Here is a 16,734-nt window from a genome sequence, read left to right as displayed (position 1 = left end):
GGAATGAATCAAGAAGTCGGGGCAATCATGCATTATATATACACACGCTATCCAGTGAAAATGTATGATCGTCTTCTGCCAGAGCGTTTTCAAGTGCCATCTGTTTATGTGCCGCCAGTGACTGTCATTAGTGGTCCAGATACAGTGTCTACTTTTATGAAATCTTATTCGCTGCAAGTGAAAGTGTTTCATATGGATACAGAAAAAGCGCATGATGCGGCGGAAACAGTCGTCGATGCATTGCTTGCTGATCGTCAAATCATTCAGATGATCAGTGAAGATGGAGAGGTGCTTGATGATTATGTCCGCATAAAAAGAGTGGAAACAAGAATCATAGATCAAGGTGTAGCAGCGATTGTCCTGACATGGGATAGCAGCTATTGGTACAACCGAGATAAACAGCCAAGCCTAGAAGATATCAATTTTTCAGATGGGGTGATCAAACGTGAGCAAGACTAAAAAAACACAGCTCGATCAAACAGCGGGCGAAGAAAAAGAATTTGGCTTTTCATTTGAAGCCTTAAAAGAGTACAGCAAGGATCTTTTTGGGGTAAAACCAGAAATCCTTGAAGGTGCTCTTTTTTATATCAAACATCAACCAATTACAAAAACAGAAGCAAAGAAGCACATCGATGCTTTTTTGTCCAAGGAGGTTTAAAGGATGAACGGAGGCACTTTTACACCAGGTACAGAGAAAAAGCGTCCTGGCATTTACTTTAATTTTAAAACAACAGCAGAGCAGCGAATTACTTTAGGCGAGCGAGGAACAGTTGCACTTCCTCTTGTCATGAGCTGGGGAGAACCAAAAACCTTTATTTCCGTTTCCGATATGGAAGACTTAAATAAAAAGGTCGGGCTCAACATTGATGATAAGTCACTTCTTCTTTTCCGTGAAGCGAAGAAAAAAGCGCAAACGGTCTTGCTTTACCGCCTAAACGAAGGAGAGCCAGCCAAAGCGGAAATCGCAGAAAACTTTGTGGTCACAGCCAATTATGGTGGTCAAAAAGGAAATGAGATTACTATTCAAGTGGCAGAAAATGTACTCGACAGCACAAAACGTGACGTTATCACCTATCTTGGAACAGATATTGTCGATAAACAGGTGGTCACAGATGTCAAAGATCTTGTGAAAAACAAATACGTTCAATTTTCTGGTGAAGGCGAAGCGGTCATTACTGCTGGAGCGGCTTTAAGCGGCGGGAAAAACGGTGTGGCAAGTGTCGCAGATTATACAGCTTTCCTAGAAGCAGCTGAAACGGAATACTTTGATGTCATTGCACTCCCAGTCGATAATAGTGAGCAATTAAAAGCAACATTCGCGTCATTTATTGAGCGTTTACGTAATAAGCAAGGACGTAAGGTGCAAGGCGTTGTGGCTAACTATGCAGCTGATCAAGAAGGTATCATCAATGTCACAAGCGGTGTTGTTTTAGAAGACGGAACAGAACTCGCGCCTGCTCAAACAACAGCTTGGGTCGCAGGAGCAAGTGCAGGAGCGACTTTTAATCAGTCACTGACCTTTGTTGAATACGAAGGCGCAGTCGATACATTAGAGCGTCTTGATAATGATCAAGTAGAATACCGTTTATCACAAGGAGAGTTTCTTTTCACTTTCGATGCAAGAGACCGCACGGTGAGCGTTGAAAAAGATATTAACTCTTTGACAAGCTTCACGGTTGAAAAGAACCAGCAAATGGCGAAAAACAAAATCATCCGTGTGCTAGATGCAATCAACAATGATTTAACATTTGAACTGAAAAATTTGATTAAATTACGCAAAGCCAATGGCAATGACATTCCAGCATCTGATGATGGAGTGCAGCTTGTGAAAACACTGATTACACAGTATCTCACACAACTTCAAGATGGCAGCGGCATTACAGGCTTTAACTCAGAAACAGACATCGTCATTGGCCTCAATGAAGATCGTGATGGATTTATCATCGATTTAGCAGTACAGCCAGTAGACGCAGCAGAAAAATTCTATTTCAATGTGGAGGTGAAGTAAGATGGCTTTTAAAGCGCAAAATACAATCTCAGGTAAAGAAGGTCGTCTTTTCTTAGAAGGTGAGGAGCTTGCCTTTATCAAAACGTTTGAAGCAAACGTGGAGAAAAATAAATCAGAAGTGAACGTAATGGGCCGCCGAATGACTGGCCATAAAACAACTGGGGCAAACGGAACAGGAACAGCAACATTCTATAAAGTTACGTCACGTTTCGTTCAACTCATGCTCAACTATGTGAAAAAAGGGGAAGATCCTTATTTCACTCTTCAAGCGGTAATTGATGATAAATCATCAGGCCGAGGCACAGAGCGTGTGACATTATTCGATGTCAATTTTGATTCAGCTAAAATTGCTGGACTAGATGTCGATTCAGAGGCACTCGAAGAAGAAGTTCCATTTACATTTGAAGACTTTGATCTGCCTGAAAAGCTGAAGAATTCTTTCTAAGAAATGTGGAGGAAATTAGCTAATTAATTAGCTAAATAAAAACCAAATATGCTATAATGCAAATGTAATGAAAAATGAATGCATTTGTAATGCACATTGCATTCAATGACACACAAAATTATGTTTACATGCAAAGCGATCTGCATACAATAAAAAGAAGCCAGGATGCGCTAACATCCCGGCAATGTACAATGAGGCCCTTCAAGGGGCTGGCTAATCGAATAGGATGTTCAGGATAGACTTTCCCTTTCACCTACCAAAGCTCAAGGGGGAGTCTATTTTTTGTCTATATATGTCAACAGGGCAATGATAAATGACCCGAAAGCAAGCATTAACATCAGTACTTGGAATGTTGACATGAGCATCACCCCCTTCCTATCGGGGATGAGCCAGACGCCCTTGAGCAAGCCGTTCAATTGTACGTTCTCAATTATACATGAAAAGATTGGAAAGCACATTCAAAAATGGATGTGCTTTTTTGTATTCAAAAAAAACAAACAAAAGGGAGTTTTTAAACATGAGCGAAAAACAAACATTTGATCTTTCATTTTTTATGCCAGGACAAACAGTAGAAGCGGAAGAGGTAAAAGTGCCAATTTCTAAGCGTTTTGTTGATAAAAAAGGGAATGTCATTCCTTTTGTCTTCAAAGCGATTACCACGGAACGTATTGATGAACTGGAAAAAGAAAACACCACGTTCAAAAATGTCAAAGGCAGAGGCCGCGTAAAAGACTTAGACAGCCAGCGCTTCTATGCACGAATTGCCATTGAATCGACGATTTATCCAGATTTCCGTTCAAAGGAATTAAGAGAAGCCTACAGCACACAAGATCCAGTTGAAGTTGCAAAACGTGTTTTATCTGTCGGCGGTGAATATGCAAACTGGTTAAACAAAGCGATTGAAATCAATGGATTTGAAGACGAAATTGAAGATTTAGAAGAAGCAGCAAAAAACTAATAAAAGATGGGGATAAGGAAGCGGTGTTTTTATATTACGCCATGCATGAGCTTCACTATTCTCCATCAGAACTCCTCGATTTATACGAAGCACCAAGACAATTTAAGGCATTCTTATTCGGACTCATCAGCTACAAACTCGACATGCTAGAAAAAGAAGCAAAGAAAGGAGGGAAATAAACTGGCGAAGCTCACTGCACGATTTGAATTAGAAGACAAAGTATCAAAGAAGCTGTTGCGCATTCAAAAACGATTTCAAACGTTTGAGAAGCAGCTCAAACCATTTAGAAAACCGGTGAAAATAAGCCTGGAAATGGATGGAAAGAAGCTAAGGAACCTCAATTTATCGATTAGAAGATTTTCTGTATTATCCATGAAGCTAGATCAAGGAATCTATCGTGATCTCAAATCATTAACAAACCAGCTGAACATGATACCGAAACAGATGGTCATAACCATTCAAGCAAAAGGACTAGATGTCATTAAATCCAGTATAGATCGCTTGAAACAATCACAAGCAAGTCCAATCCTGCTGACGTTCAAACTGAATGATCAGTTGTCAGGAAAAATGTCATCAATCAAAAAATCAATCCTTCAGCTCATGAACAGAACGTACTATATGAGATTAAACATGGTTGACCAAGCCACCGCTGCCATTCAACGAATCAAAAAGACACTCAAAAGCTTGACAATGGCTAAACATGAGATCAGAGTGTCTGTTCAAGACAATGCAAAGAGTAAGTTGAAAAAACGAGATCAGGCAGAGTCAGTTGTGAAAGAAAAGAAAATCAAAAAGAAACCTAATGCGACATCTGCTACAAAAACGCAGGAAAACAAACAAAGCTGGCTGGGGAATTTGGGGAACAAGGCGTTAAAAGAAATTGAAAAATATGCAGGCGACGTCTCAGATAAATTGAAGGAAAAATTAAGCCCTAGGAAATTTTGGGATGAAAAGGCGCTACCTTGGATTGAAACGAAAATAGACGACTACAAGCAAGAAGTAATCGGACGAATTCGTGAGAAAATTAAAATCAATCCTGAAGAGTATCTAGATAAATGGTTTAACAAAGGATTAGATTTGATCCTTGGTCCGAAAAACCCTTCAAATAACTCGGATGGGTCTAATAATAATACTTCACCAGGTCAGTTGGGTAACCAGAACTCAGACCAAACGCAAAACGGAAAAGGTTTATTTAAAATAAGCTGCTGTTCTTGTTGTGCAAAAGGTTTAAATCCAACTGGAACTACCCAAACAGATAATAGAAATGGTCCGAAAAACAAACCGAATAATCCAACTGGAACTACGAGGGTTGAAAAGAATAAAAAACCTCCAACTAAATTAGGTAGTTTAACTAAAAAAATTCCAGGTATTATGGCTATAGCCGGTCTCGCTGGGATATTCAAAGATACCGATAAGCTAAAAGGCTTAGGAGATACATTTAAAAATTTAGGCAAAGGTGCAGGCAAGTTATTAAAAAAAGTACCCATACTTGGGCCTTTACTTAGTGCAACAGAATTAATTGGCACAACAAAAGAAAATGTAGGTGAAAAAGTAGGAGGATTCGGCGGGAGCATTGCTGGTGGTATGGGTGGTGCCGCAATAGGAACAATGATTGCACCAGGTATTGGAACAGCAATCGGCGGAATTTTAGGAAGCATTTTAGGTGAAGGTTTAGGAAAATGGGTCGGAAAGATGTTTGATGACGGAACCTTGAAGAAAAAATGGGATGACATTGTCAAAGGTGCTGAAAATGCAGTTAATTGGATTAAAGATACTTGGAACAAAGTTTCAGGGTGGATCAATAATAATGTATTAACTCCTATTACAACATTCTTCGGTGAGACATGGAATTGGATCACTGAGAAATGGGGACAACTTTCTTCTTGGTTCATGGAAAAAGTTTGGCTGCCTATTTATAATTTTTCAGTCCCGATTATCAATTTTGTAGTTGGTGTATTTGATGTTGCATGGACAATTATCAAAAATATTTGGGCAGTAGCATCAAAATGGTTCATGGATTATGTTTGGGAACCATTTGGCCAATATGCGATAGAAGCAATTGGTTGGGTGTGGAATAAACTTGTTGACACATGGAACTGGATTCAGGAAACATGGGGGATATTCTCTGAATGGTTTTTAACAAATGTTTGGGATCCATTCGGTCAATATGCGATAGAAGCAATTGGCTGGGTATGGAACAAGCTTGTTGAAACGTGGAACTGGATTCAAGAAACATGGGGTGTTTTCTCTGAATGGTTTTTAACAAATGTTTGGGACCCATTCGGTCAATATGCGATAGAAGCAATTGGCTGGGTATGGAATAAACTTGTTGAAACGTGGAACTGGATTCAAGAAACATGGGGTGTTTTCTCTGAATGGTTTAATGAATATGTTTGGACACCGTTTAAAACATATGCATTGCCAGCTATTACTTTTGTGTGGAATTTGTTTCAAAATACATGGAACTGGATTAAAACTACGTGGGAAAAACTCTCTACTTGGTTTGATGAAAACGTATGGCAGCCGTATCAAAAATATGCAGAACCAGCAATAAAATTTGTTTGGGAAACGTTTAAATCAGTTTGGGAAACGATCAAAGGTGTTTGGGAAACAGTGAGTGATTGGTTCAATAAAAATGTCTTTGAGCCATTAAAGAAGCATGCTGAGGAACTAACAAAAACGTGGGAAAAAATGTTTGGTTTTATTGGTAGAATAGTAGATAAAGCAAAAGAAATAGGCGGAGGAGTAATAGAATTTTTCATAGGTAAAGGCGAAGAGAAAACCGGTTTAAATCAGGTTGGTCATAAAGCTACTGGGGGGTATATTACTAAACCTATGCTTTCTTGGATAGGGGAAGCGGGCAAGGAGTTTGTTATTCCAACGGAAAACAATAGAGGTCGAGGTAAGATGTTACTAGCTCAAGCAGCAACTCATCTTGGGATGAATGTTGTGCCAAAAAGCGCTAGTAATCTGGTTTCATCGAATGTCTCAGCTAAGCAGAGGACAGACGTAACCTCACCTGTTTCTTTATCTGGAAGAGGTTCAATATCAATGAACAACTCCGAAAGTGGCGTTAGTTATGGAAAAGAGTTTACTTCTGATTTTGAGAATGGGATGAATAGTAAAAAAATTTCTCTTAATCAGTGGAAACAAGCCAATATTGACCAACCATTTAATCAAATTCAAGCAGCTTCTTCGGTTTATGGTTCACAAACTGTTGCTGGCTTTGCTTCAGGTCAAAACATGACATCTACTGGTACTAGCCAATACGTAGACCAACACGTCAAACAACCATTCCTGCAAGCCAAACAAGAATCACCAGGATGGGGTTCAGGAATGATCGACGCCTTCAATAGCGGCATGCGTTCAAAAGCAAGTGAAGTCACACAAGCTGCCAAAGAAATGGCGAAGAAAGTGGAACAGGCGTTTAGAGAAGAACTAGACATTCATTCTCCTTCACGTGTCATGATGAGTCTAGGGAAATTTGCATCGATTGGTGTCGTCAAAGGGCTCGATTCAGTTGATGTGAAAAAGTTTGCTGAAAATCAAGCGGGTTCATTAATCGGAGCGTTCAGCGGTATGGGTGCTTCTGGTCTTAGTGTTCAGCAATGGCTCATGGCAGCTCTGATGGCGACTGGCACATCGATGAGTTGGCTTCCAGGTCTTATGACAATCGCTCAGCACGAATCAAATGGTAACCCGAAAGCCATCAACTTGTGGGATTCCAACGCCAAGAAGGGAACGCCTTCTAAAGGGTTAATGCAAACCATTGGGCCGACCTTCCATTCCAATAAAGGCAAGGGCATGAATGATATTTGGAACCCAATTCATAATGCCGTAGCAGCCATTAACTACATTAAGGGCAGATATGGAACAGTCTTCAATACACCGGGATTACGGAGTATGAGAAGAGGCGGTCCTTATAAAGGCTACGCCAATGGCGGTCTGATTACTCAGGAGCAGGTAGCTAGAGTCGGTGAAGGAAACAAACGCGAATGGATTATTCCAGAAGAAAGAGGCATTCGCGGGAGATATTTATTGACGCAGGCAGCAAAGGCACTTGGGATGCAAGTCTATGATCCATCAAATGCATCTGCTCCTTTACCAGAATCACAGATGCAGCAAGTCACCTCAGCACAGCCAGCTGGGACTGCAACAACGTCAGGCAATAAACAAATCACCATCCAGTTCAATGGTGATCAGCATTTCCATAATGGACAGGATCAGCAATCGCTTGTCGAAAAAATTAGACAAATGCTTGTAGACGAATTGGAAGTAGAGCTTCAGACAGGAACGAAAGGGGTCGTGATCGATGGGTAAATCAGTGTATCAATTGTGGATTTCCCAAGGCAAGGAGAAGTTGCGATTCCCTGTGCTTCCATCCGAACTTGAGATCACAAATAATGTACAAAATGAAACAGTGAAGGTCTCCTCCTTTGGAGAACTGACTTTTATTGATGTACCATCGGCTAAACAAGTATCATTCACCTCATTATTTCCTAAGAAATATTCGCCAATTGCTGAATATAAAAGCATTCCATCACCAGAGAATGCAATAGCGAAAATTGAACGAATGATGCGTTCAAAGAAGTCTGTGCGACTGATTGTGACAGGGACTAAAATCAATATGACGTGCAGCATTGAGAGTTTCACTCACAAGGAAGGGTCTTATGACATAGGTGATCGTGAATTTACGATCGAGTTAAAGGAATATAAAACCGCATCGCCTAGGAAAATCAAACGGAAGAAAAAAGCGAAGCAAACCAAAAAGAAAAGACCCTCAAAAACACCACCAAAATTGTACACTGTCAAAAAAGGAGATACTCTTTGGGCCATTTCAGGCCGTTTTTATGGCGATAGTACAAAATGGCGGCGTATTTGGAATGCCAATAAAGCAGCGATGATCAAACGAAGTAAACGGAATATTAAACAGCCGGGACATTGGATTTTTCCAGGGCAAAAATTGAAAATACCACAATAGGGGGGCTGACATTGATTGAGCTTTTTGCCATCAGAAGCGGCACGATGTATGAGCTTGTCACAGAGAGTGTGACACTTCAGGGGCAAAGGTATCAGGCCCCTCGCTCTATTCAGGCGAACATTATCACAAAGCAAGGCAGTCAAACATATTACCGTGTCTCAGAAGGAGACACGGTTCTTTTTAAATGGAAAGGAAAAGAGCTGTTCAGAGGCATCGTGTTTTCTAGGACGCCTGTTGAAGGAAAGCTGACCTTTACCGCATACGATATGCTCCAATATTTAGTGAAAAACCAAGATGTATATGTTTTTTCAAATCAACGGGCAGATCAAATTTTGAGGCGGATCGGGGCAGACTTTCAAATTCCTATGACATCCATCGCAAATACAGGACATGTCATGAAGTCTCTCGTTTTTAAAAATGACACGAGTTTATATGACATCATTTTAAAAGCATTGAAAGAAACGAAGCGGCAAACCGGTAGAAATTATCAAATTTATTCTGCTAAAGGCAAGATGGGACTGAGAGCTTGGCCCGATCCAGAGGACGTGTGGGTCATTGAATCAGGCGTCAACCTCATCGGTTATCAGTACAGCACCTCCATTGAAGAGACAGCAACACGTGTGAAGATGCGCACGTCTGTAGACGAACAGGGGAAGAATAAGAAAAAAGGTAGCAAATCAGATATTGTGGTGATCGAACAGGACAAAGCGGGTCAGAGTCAGTACGGCATTTTACAGCATGTGGAGACGGTCACAGGTCAAATCAACCAGCCGCAGCTTCAAAAAAGAGCGAAAGTACGCCTAGCTGAAAAAAAAGGCGTCAAACAAGAAGTGAAAAGCATACAAGCACTAGGAATCCCTGAACTGCAAAGCGGTCTGCCAATCTATTTGAAAATCCCTGAAATCAACATCAAAAAAACCTACTGGATCGATCAAGACAAACATGAATTCAATGGAGTGAAGCACACCATGACAATTGACGTCGTTGAGAAAAATTCCATGCCAAAGGGTGATCAAGCATGAGATTAAGTGAAGCGATTAAACGACTCGCTGTCAATGCAGTAGATGCAGCTTCTCCAATTGATCTGGTGATTGGAGAGGTCACAATGGCTTCGCCTCTTCACATCCGATTAAATGAGAACAGTAAGCTGATCATTCCAGAAGAACTGCTCATTTGGCCTAAACGCTTAAATAAGGGTGAGGATGATGAGTTGAAAAAGGGAGACAGCATTATGGTACTTGCAATGGCAGGAGGGCAGTCCTTTTACATCATCGACAAATTGTAAGGGAGGTGATGAATGTGGCACTTTCACCAGAAGAAGAAATCGAGGAAACAGAAGAAGACGAAGAGGTAGAAACCTCGAGGACGTATCGCATAGATTTTGAAAATGGTAGGCTGACAAATGAAGCCATTACAGGCATTGAAGCGATCCGTCAATTTATTTATATGACATTGCGAACAGAGCGCTATGCACATCCTATTTACAGTCACGACATTGGCACTGAAATTCAGGAGCTATTGACCGATACAGAAGCAACAGATGAATACAAAGAAATGGAGATTCCAAGATTGCTAGAAGAAGCATTGGTCGTTGATGAGCGGATTGATCATATTGAAGAGATAGAGGTCACGAAGCAAAATGATGCTTTTCAAGTCAAACTAGCCATTGTCACAGATGAAGGCTCATTAGAAATAGAGGAGGTGATGGAGGGAGATGTTTGAGGAGCAAACGTATGAGGCGTTGATGGAAAGAATGCTGGACAGGTTGCCAGATGACATAGATAAAAGAGAAAACAGCGTTATTTGGAATGCCTTGGCACCTGCTGCTGCTGAACTGGCTCAGTCGTATATTTGGCTTGATCAAGTATTTGAGCTTGTCTTTGCTGATACAGCACAGGGGGAATTTTTAGATCGACGAGCAGCAGAAGTGGGGATTGAACGAAAGCCAGCCACCAAAGCGGTCTGGTCCGTAACCATTCAACCAGAGAACGTAAATATTCCAGCAGGATCAAGATTCTTTATTGAAGATGTTTATTTTCAATTTTCAAAGGACGGTACACTAGAATGCGAGACAACAGGTACAGTCGGCAATGGGCAATTAACAGGTCAGCCGCTGCTATCGCTTGATACCATTCCGGGTCTAGAGTCGATGATCATGAAGGAATTGGTGATACCAGGGCAAGAGGAAGAAGATGATGCGTCATTATACGATCGGTATTTAATACGCGCAAGGCGAGAGGCTGTCAGTGCCAACAGAGCACATTACAAAAAGTGGGCCGAGGAAGTGGTTGGTGTCGGCAGAGCGAAAGTTTTCCCGCTATGGAATGGAGAGGGAACGGTCAAAATTGTCATCACAGATGGCAATCTAGATGTAGCATCTGAGCTTCTTGTCAAAAGGGTCCAGGAGTATATCGATCCTGTACCGGGAGAAGGAGAAGGGCAAGCTCCTATTGGCTCAAAAGCAACTGTGGAAAGCGCCAAGTGGCTGGATATTGACGTAGAAGTGTCCGTCGAACTTCAGATGGACTGGACACTTGAGGGTGCGCAAAAAGAAATAGAAGAAAAGGTCAAAGCGCTGTTAAAATCAATCGCATTTGAAAAAAGTACGATTCGAATGTCCGCCTTAAATGATATTTTGTACCATTCAGAGAGTGTGTCCGATTATGCAAACGTCTTATTGAATGGGGAGTCAAAAAACTTAGTATTACAGGACATTGAGATACCACGTCTGAGGCAGGTGAAGGTTATTGAGCAAACTTGATGAAATGAAAAACTACTTGCCGCCTTATTTCACAGAGATTTATGATGTGGATCATTTACTAAAAACAGAGGCACCAGAGTTTGAACAATTGGACGAATCCATTTTTGATGTAACGGATCAGTTCTTCCCTTTAACAGCGACGTGGGGATTGAATCGGTGGGAAAGAATGCTCAAGGTGCAGCGAGAGTCAGATGATTCGATTGAGCTGCGCAGGGCACGATTAATCAATATGATGTCGAACATTCCACCAATTACGTATCTGTCATTAGAGAAATCTGTGAATCGATTTCTTAAAAATCCGAGTGCGATCATCCGACTTACAACCAATCGTTATCATTTTGCATTGCGTGTCAACCTGGATGACCTGCAAAACACAAGATATATCGTCGAAATACTCGAAACGTTAAAGCCAGCACATTTGGCGTATACGTTCACCGCCATTCATCATACCGATGTTCATGAAACAAATGATCATCACCAGCGGCTCACACTGCGAAGCAGAGTGGGCTTTTTCGATCATATTCCAATTTTACTCAATGGTGAATTCGTATTAAATGGAACGTTCTATCTCAGCGGGATACGAGGTACTACGGAGGTCCCTGCTCGCTTTCGGCATTCATTAAAGATGAGAATGCCGCTTCAACAAGAGAAAGAAACAGCATATCGTCTGAATTATGTCATGACTGGAGCATCGCATGAAACGAAGCAAGCAGCTACACTGACTTTGCGCGCAAAGAACCAGCTTTCACATCAAACGAAAAAGAGGATGACGTTCCGCTTACCGGTACATGTTCAAAATGAACAAGGCGGCAGTTTACTGATCAAGGAGCATTACTGGATTCTCGATGGATCCGTTCCACTTGATGGATCAAAAATGCTGGCAGCAACTTCTAAAAAAATAGACCTATAAGGAGGATCACAATGGCTGATCAATTAACCGTAACCACACTATATGCACGTCAACAAATGGCAAAGGCACGAGCAGAAGGAACAAAACTCACAAAAGTCGTCAAAATGGCATTCGGAAATGGAGGAACAAAGGATGGAAAACCGATCTCTCTTGACGGAACCGAACAAGCACTCAAAAAAGAACTGATTCAAAAAAATATTGACTCTTTTACCTTCATGGAACCGGCAAAAATCCGCTACAGCTGCACCATTGCTGAAGGAGAACTAGCAGGCGAAGTCATCAATGAACTAGCCCTTGTCGACGAAGCCGGCAAATTCACCGCCATCCGCACCATGACAGACAAACAAAAAGACGGCGACATCGAATTTGTTTTTGAGATTGATGATATTTATTAATGGAGGGAGTCAAAAATGGACTTGAAAACACCAAAAACATTTGAAACTAGTGATAAAGCTCATGCAAACCTATTTAATGAAATGGTTGAAGTCTTACTTGAAAACGACCATGGGCTGTTAGAACAGTTCACTAGTCATAAAAATGATACGATTCAACATGTAACTGGATTGGAGAAACAAAAATGGAATGATTCTCAAAGTTATAAAATAACTGCAGACAATGGGACACATTTAATCAGCATTCCAGCTTCTAGTAAGATCTATGATGCTATTAAAGATAAAGGAACATGTACATTTTACGCTCCTCGTGGAATAGAAGATAGTCCAACAACGAATGCTTTAAGAGGCATTCAAACGGTAGGGCAAGCGAATGCAGGAACAGGATTTGCGATCGATACAATGGGAAATGCTTATACATTTCTATATGGGTCCAGTGATCTTTCTATTAGTTGGACGCCTCTGCCAAATATGTCCGATCAAAATAAATGGAATGATAGTCAGTTAATTAAAATTACTAATGACACGGGTGGCGTACGTGTATCTGTAGGAACTACAGAGAGTTTACTCGATAAAATTACACAGGCGGGAAAAACATTTGGCACATTTTATTCTCCAGCTGGTGTACAGGACAATCCTTCCGCTTTATCTGCACGCGGTTTTTATCACTTTACATCTGTGGACAGTAATAACAAGGGGACGTTTGGATGGGTGATTGCTGTAGATTATCGTAATAACGTCTTTACGAACTATCTTGACTTAAATTTAGGCTGGCAAGGTTGGCGTAGATTACTGTCTGCTGCGGATGAAGAGGTGAAGTGGACAAAAGTACGTCTTCCTCTAGATAACGATTGGAAAATATATAATTCTGTCGATGGTACTCCCCACACTTTGCAATATAGTAAAGATGCATTAGGTGTCGTTGAAATTATTGGATCAATTACCGGTGGTAAAGTTGGTTTTGAATCTGTTGTTTTTACTTTAGAAGAAGGATTTAGACCATTACAATCGACTCACTTCATTGGAGTGGCGTCAAGCGTGGGTAAGGGCAGTACACCACAAATTCATAGGACCTCAATTGGGAAAGACGGAAAAGTTTGTGTTCAATATTGTTCTAATGATCTGAATCCTAATGAGTTCATCACGTTTGGTTTTCGATTTAGAACAAGATAGTACTGTTTCACGAGATTTTTTAATCAATTCAATTTGAGAAAGGAGATCAGGTCAAATGGATTTAAAATCACCCCGTTCCTTTACTACCAGTGACAAAGCCCATGCAGATCTATTTAATGGAGTGTTGGAAACGTTGTTTAAAAATGACTCTGACTTGTTGAAGCAACTGGATATTCACGCTGATGACACAAAGCATCATGTTTCTGAAACAGAAAAGAAAAAGTGGAATGAATCACAATCTTATAAAATCACAGCCGATAATGGAATGCAACTTATTAACATTTCAGCTGAGTCAAGAATTTTTGACGCAATTAAGGATAAAGGAATGTGTACATTTTACGCAGCCGCAGGTGTAGAAGACTCACCTTCACCAGCGAATATTTCGTTGAGAGGTATTCAAACAGTTGGGCAAGATGATATAGGAACAGGTTTTGCGGTAGATATCGCAGGAAATGCTTACAGTTTCTATTATAATTATGGTCACCCGTCTATAACATGGACAAAACTGCCCACAGTAACTGACATGCACAAATGGAATAATGGACAGCTCCATAAACTTACCTTAGACAATGGATCAATTAAAGGTTTGAACGGAGTCAATTTCGATGAAGTTACTGAAACAGGATTTTACTATATATTTTCAGGAATCAATGGCCCTGTAAAGAATAATGGTTATTTAACAGTATATAACTATAGTACCTACCCTTATCAAGAATTCACTTCATATTCAGGAGTAACCGATAATATCCCTGATACTAGAAGAAAATTTATTAGAAATAAGACACAATTTACAGACAATTGGACACCTTGGATGGAACTTACACCTAATGCACCAGTTGTTTGGCAAGATATCATGCTAGAAAAAGGTTCCTCAAACGGAGACAGACCGGTTCAATATGCTAAATGGGGAAACTTATTATTGCTGCGAGGACATCTGATAGCAACTAGAGAAATCGTCTGTGGAAAGATTCCTATTTCAGGCTTACCAGAAAAAGGTCTTGTGGTATCAGTGCCAGTATCAGGTACAACAGGACATAGTAAATTAATTATTTATGGTGATGGAGAAATGAAACTAACAGGCTTGCTATCTGCAAAAGACAATGCTGTAACTGGCTACTACTTAGACATGGTGATTCCATTAAATTAAGGAAGTTCCAACTGTTGCTGATATCAAACATTTCTGTAACTGGCGCTGTTATGGCAGGATATTATATTTTATGTAAGCGTTGGATGGTCTCGGCTGACGACTATTAAAACATTACAGGAGACAAATACGAAGCCTAATGGCTTTATTTTTTTGCTAATAAGAAGACGATTTCGTTGGAAGTGGATATCGTCCAAGACCGAATGACATAAGCTATTCGGCGTTCTCTTTTGCTGGATTCTGTTTTATGTGCACAATACAACAAAAGAACGATTAAGTAGCTCGATGCACTCTAAGTACTTTTGAGATAATTGGTTCAATTGTGGATGGATAACCTTGAATTTCACTCTGTTTTTTTACATTGATTCACTTTATTGATGTCATCGAGTTAGGCATTGGGAGGATAACGCTCCACTAGTTCATAGAACATCTATAGAGGCTGATGGAAAATTTTGAGTTCAATCATCCAAATGAATTTATTATTTCTTGTTTCCAATTTAGAACAAGATAACAAAGGAATCTTAAACATTGAATATAGAAAGGAGAAAATACATTGGTTATACAAACTCCTCGTCCTTTTGAAACGAGTGATAAAGCTCATGCTGATCTATTTAATGATATGTTGGAAACATTGCTTCATAACGACACTGGTATATCAGAACAAATAACTCATCATATCAATGATCCTAGCCAACACTCCTCAGAAGTAGAAAAAAAGAAATGGAATGAATCGCAGCTGTATAAAATTACAGGTGATAATGGAACACAACTTTTAAATATTTCTGTTGGTTCAAGAATTTTTGATTCCATTAAAGACAAAGGAACATGTACATTTTATGCGCCCAGTGGAATTGAGGATAACCCTTCACAATACGCAATTAGAGGGATACAGACAGTGGGGCAAAATAATATTGGAACAGGTTTCGCAATAGATACATCCGGCAGTGCATATTACTTTTACTATTATCCTAACCACATATCTATCAATTGGACACAGCTTCCGACAGCAGCTGAACAAGATAAATGGAACAACAGTCAACTTCATAAAATAACAAGGGATAACGGTCAACCCTTTTATAAAAGTATAGGTGAGACCACCGACTATAACGAAATTATAGAAACAGGAATGTATCTCATTTATAATGCAGGCCTTAATGGTCCAAAAGAGATCAAAAGAGCATTTATGATAGTGATAAGTTATGGGAATACCTTGCTACAAACTATATATGATGCAGTCAATGGTCTAAACTCATTTTATAGAATTAGGAAAACTGACTATACATGGACTGAATGGGAAAAACATCTCACGTCTACAGATTTAAATGCTACCTGGTATAATGTAAATCTAAATAGTAATATAAATCAATATTCAGTTAATCCATTGAAATATTCTGTCAGACAAAATATTTTATATTTGAGAGGATCATTTGAAATAGCTTCTAATGAAACAGAAATTGCACGTTTAACGCATAAACCTCCCTCTTTAACCGTTTTCACTTGTGCGACGGTTGGTTCATACGGATCTGCTAGGATGTCTTTATCTAAAGATGGTTTTTTAAAATTAGATGGATTAATTGCAAATGATCCGTTAAAGGTAACACGTATTGAAATGAATGAAGCAATTCCCCTATGGTAGATACAATAAGAAAGCAACTAAAGCAGAAGACTTTCAAAATATAACTGGAGAAATATACAAAGCCTAATGGCTTTATTTTTTTGCCGGAAAGAAGGTGATTCAAATGGAAGTAGATGTCGTTCAAAACTTAATGACACAAGGCCCATTCGCCGTTCTTTTTTGCTGGATTCTGTTTTATGTTCTCAACACTACAAAAGAACGAGAAAACAAACTCAATGAGCAAATCGAGGCGCAAAATGATGTGTTAGCAAAGTTTAGTGAGAAGTATGACGTCGTGATCGACAAGCTCGATAAAATTGAACGGAATTTAAAATAGGAGGAAAACA

General features: G+C 39.9%; 19 protein-coding genes and 1 pseudogene. 19 read left to right on the top strand and 1 reads right to left on the bottom strand.

What is annotated here, in order from left to right:
• Window positions 1–3 precede the first annotated feature (3 nt).
• Genes NST24_RS14650 through NST24_RS14635 form a run of 4 tightly spaced genes read left to right on the top strand, consistent with a single transcriptional unit; the run spans window position 4 to window position 2,453 of the window.
• Entirely contained in the window at window positions 4–459 is a 456-nt protein-coding gene (locus NST24_RS14650; RefSeq protein ID WP_047946736.1) for a hypothetical protein, read from the top strand.
• Window positions 446–658: a hypothetical protein gene (locus tag NST24_RS14645; RefSeq protein WP_056702583.1), complete on the top strand. Its 213-nt coding sequence runs from the start codon at window positions 446–448 to the stop codon at window positions 656–658. Before NST24_RS14650 ends, NST24_RS14645 begins: the two co-directional genes overlap by 14 nt.
• Before the next feature lie 3 nt (window positions 659–661).
• Window positions 662–2,008: a phage tail sheath family protein gene (locus NST24_RS14640; protein ID WP_024719687.1), complete on the top strand. Its 1,347-nt coding sequence runs from the start codon at window positions 662–664 to the stop codon at window positions 2,006–2,008.
• Between the two features lies 1 nt (window position 2,009).
• Window positions 2,010–2,453 carry a phage tail tube protein gene (locus NST24_RS14635; RefSeq protein WP_003213309.1) on the top strand — a complete coding sequence of 148 codons (444 nt, stop codon included), beginning with the start codon at window positions 2,010–2,012 and terminating at the stop codon, window positions 2,451–2,453.
• Window positions 2,454–2,728: 275 nt separating this feature from the next.
• Here NST24_RS14635 and NST24_RS14630 read toward each other — a convergent pair whose 3' ends face one another.
• A complete protein-coding gene (locus NST24_RS14630) occupies window positions 2,729–2,818 on the bottom strand; it encodes a putative holin-like toxin (RefSeq protein ID WP_342461925.1) in 90 nt (29 codons plus the stop codon).
• Window positions 2,819–2,970: 152 nt separating this feature from the next.
• On the opposite strand from NST24_RS14630, the gene NST24_RS14625 reads away from it, so the two are divergent.
• From NST24_RS14625 to NST24_RS14555, 15 genes and pseudogenes are all read left to right on the top strand, one after another.
• Window positions 2,971–3,411 carry a phage portal protein gene (locus NST24_RS14625; RefSeq protein ID WP_012011040.1) on the top strand — a complete coding sequence of 147 codons (441 nt, stop codon included), beginning with the start codon at window positions 2,971–2,973 and terminating at the stop codon, window positions 3,409–3,411.
• Window positions 3,412–3,452: 41 nt separating this feature from the next.
• Entirely contained in the window at window positions 3,453–3,590 is a 138-nt protein-coding gene (locus tag NST24_RS14620) for a hypothetical protein (RefSeq protein WP_008344097.1), read from the top strand.
• 55 nt (window positions 3,591–3,645) lie between these two features.
• Window positions 3,646–7,731: a transglycosylase SLT domain-containing protein gene (locus NST24_RS14615; RefSeq protein WP_342461924.1), complete on the top strand. Its 4,086-nt coding sequence runs from the start codon at window positions 3,646–3,648 to the stop codon at window positions 7,729–7,731.
• Complete coding sequence (locus tag NST24_RS14610) at window positions 7,724–8,392, top strand: LysM peptidoglycan-binding domain-containing protein (protein ID WP_007500584.1); 669 nt, start codon at window positions 7,724–7,726, stop codon at window positions 8,390–8,392. Before NST24_RS14615 ends, NST24_RS14610 begins: the two co-directional genes overlap by 8 nt.
• Window positions 8,393–8,403: 11 nt before the next feature.
• Entirely contained in the window at window positions 8,404–9,414 is a 1,011-nt protein-coding gene (locus NST24_RS14605; protein WP_017367933.1) for a hypothetical protein, read from the top strand.
• Window positions 9,411–9,677, top strand: a complete 267-nt coding sequence (locus NST24_RS14600) for a DUF2577 family protein (protein WP_039169977.1) — start codon at window positions 9,411–9,413, stop codon at window positions 9,675–9,677. Before NST24_RS14605 ends, NST24_RS14600 begins: the two co-directional genes overlap by 4 nt.
• A 14-nt stretch (window positions 9,678–9,691) precedes the next feature.
• Window positions 9,692–10,114, top strand: coding sequence for a DUF2634 domain-containing protein (locus tag NST24_RS14595; protein WP_342461923.1), 423 nt, complete (start codon window positions 9,692–9,694; stop codon window positions 10,112–10,114).
• Window positions 10,107–11,153 (top strand): baseplate J/gp47 family protein, encoded by a 1,047-nt coding sequence (locus NST24_RS14590; protein WP_039169972.1) that lies wholly within the window; start codon window positions 10,107–10,109, stop codon window positions 11,151–11,153. Before NST24_RS14595 ends, NST24_RS14590 begins: the two co-directional genes overlap by 8 nt.
• Entirely contained in the window at window positions 11,140–12,063 is a 924-nt protein-coding gene (locus NST24_RS14585; RefSeq protein ID WP_342461922.1) for a YmfQ family protein, read from the top strand. Before NST24_RS14590 ends, NST24_RS14585 begins: the two co-directional genes overlap by 14 nt.
• 11 nt (window positions 12,064–12,074) lie before the next feature.
• A complete protein-coding gene (locus tag NST24_RS14580; protein ID WP_025207867.1) occupies window positions 12,075–12,458 on the top strand; it encodes a phage tail protein in 384 nt (127 codons plus the stop codon).
• Between the two features lie 15 nt (window positions 12,459–12,473).
• The gene (locus NST24_RS14575; RefSeq protein WP_342461921.1) at window positions 12,474–13,628 is read left to right on the top strand and encodes a hypothetical protein; all 1,155 of its coding nucleotides are present in this window, start codon (window positions 12,474–12,476) and stop codon (window positions 13,626–13,628) included.
• Between the two features lie 55 nt (window positions 13,629–13,683).
• Complete coding sequence (locus NST24_RS14570; protein WP_342461920.1) at window positions 13,684–14,775, top strand: pyocin knob domain-containing protein; 1,092 nt, start codon at window positions 13,684–13,686, stop codon at window positions 14,773–14,775.
• Between the two features lie 173 nt (window positions 14,776–14,948).
• Window positions 14,949–15,051: pseudogene (locus tag NST24_RS14565) on the top strand (BhlA/UviB family holin-like peptide); the annotation flags it as partial.
• Window positions 15,052–15,325: 274 nt separating this feature from the next.
• Window positions 15,326–16,408 (top strand): pyocin knob domain-containing protein, encoded by a 1,083-nt coding sequence (locus tag NST24_RS14560; RefSeq protein ID WP_268431513.1) that lies wholly within the window; start codon window positions 15,326–15,328, stop codon window positions 16,406–16,408.
• 103 nt (window positions 16,409–16,511) lie between these two features.
• Window positions 16,512–16,724 (top strand): BhlA/UviB family holin-like peptide, encoded by a 213-nt coding sequence (locus NST24_RS14555; RefSeq protein WP_017367922.1) that lies wholly within the window; start codon window positions 16,512–16,514, stop codon window positions 16,722–16,724.
• Window positions 16,725–16,734 lie beyond the last annotated feature (10 nt).

This window comes from Bacillus sp. FSL R5-0286 (assembly GCF_038593245.1).
Lineage (GTDB): Bacteria > Bacillota > Bacilli > Bacillales > Bacillaceae > Bacillus > Bacillus altitudinis.
This window is presented reverse-complemented; position numbering and strand designations above follow the sequence as displayed.

Coding starts and splice junctions, on each gene's coding strand:
- NST24_RS14590 (WP_039169972.1), top strand. CDS start 10,107: ATGTTTGAGGAGCAAACGTATGAGGCGTTGATGGAAAGAATGCTGGAC.
- NST24_RS14580 (WP_025207867.1), top strand. CDS start 12,075: ATGGCTGATCAATTAACCGTAACCACACTATATGCACGTCAACAAATG.
- NST24_RS14555 (WP_017367922.1), top strand. CDS start 16,512: ATGGAAGTAGATGTCGTTCAAAACTTAATGACACAAGGCCCATTCGCC.
- NST24_RS14640 (WP_024719687.1), top strand. CDS start 662: ATGAACGGAGGCACTTTTACACCAGGTACAGAGAAAAAGCGTCCTGGC.
- NST24_RS14635 (WP_003213309.1), top strand. CDS start 2,010: ATGGCTTTTAAAGCGCAAAATACAATCTCAGGTAAAGAAGGTCGTCTT.
- NST24_RS14610 (WP_007500584.1), top strand. CDS start 7,724: ATGGGTAAATCAGTGTATCAATTGTGGATTTCCCAAGGCAAGGAGAAG.
- NST24_RS14620 (WP_008344097.1), top strand. CDS start 3,453: ATGCATGAGCTTCACTATTCTCCATCAGAACTCCTCGATTTATACGAA.
- NST24_RS14625 (WP_012011040.1), top strand. CDS start 2,971: ATGAGCGAAAAACAAACATTTGATCTTTCATTTTTTATGCCAGGACAA.
- NST24_RS14630 (WP_342461925.1), bottom strand. CDS start 2,818: ATGCTCATGTCAACATTCCAAGTACTGATGTTAATGCTTGCTTTCGGG.
- NST24_RS14570 (WP_342461920.1), top strand. CDS start 13,684: ATGGATTTAAAATCACCCCGTTCCTTTACTACCAGTGACAAAGCCCAT.
- NST24_RS14575 (WP_342461921.1), top strand. CDS start 12,474: ATGGACTTGAAAACACCAAAAACATTTGAAACTAGTGATAAAGCTCAT.
- NST24_RS14600 (WP_039169977.1), top strand. CDS start 9,411: ATGAGATTAAGTGAAGCGATTAAACGACTCGCTGTCAATGCAGTAGAT.
- NST24_RS14650 (WP_047946736.1), top strand. CDS start 4: ATGAATCAAGAAGTCGGGGCAATCATGCATTATATATACACACGCTAT.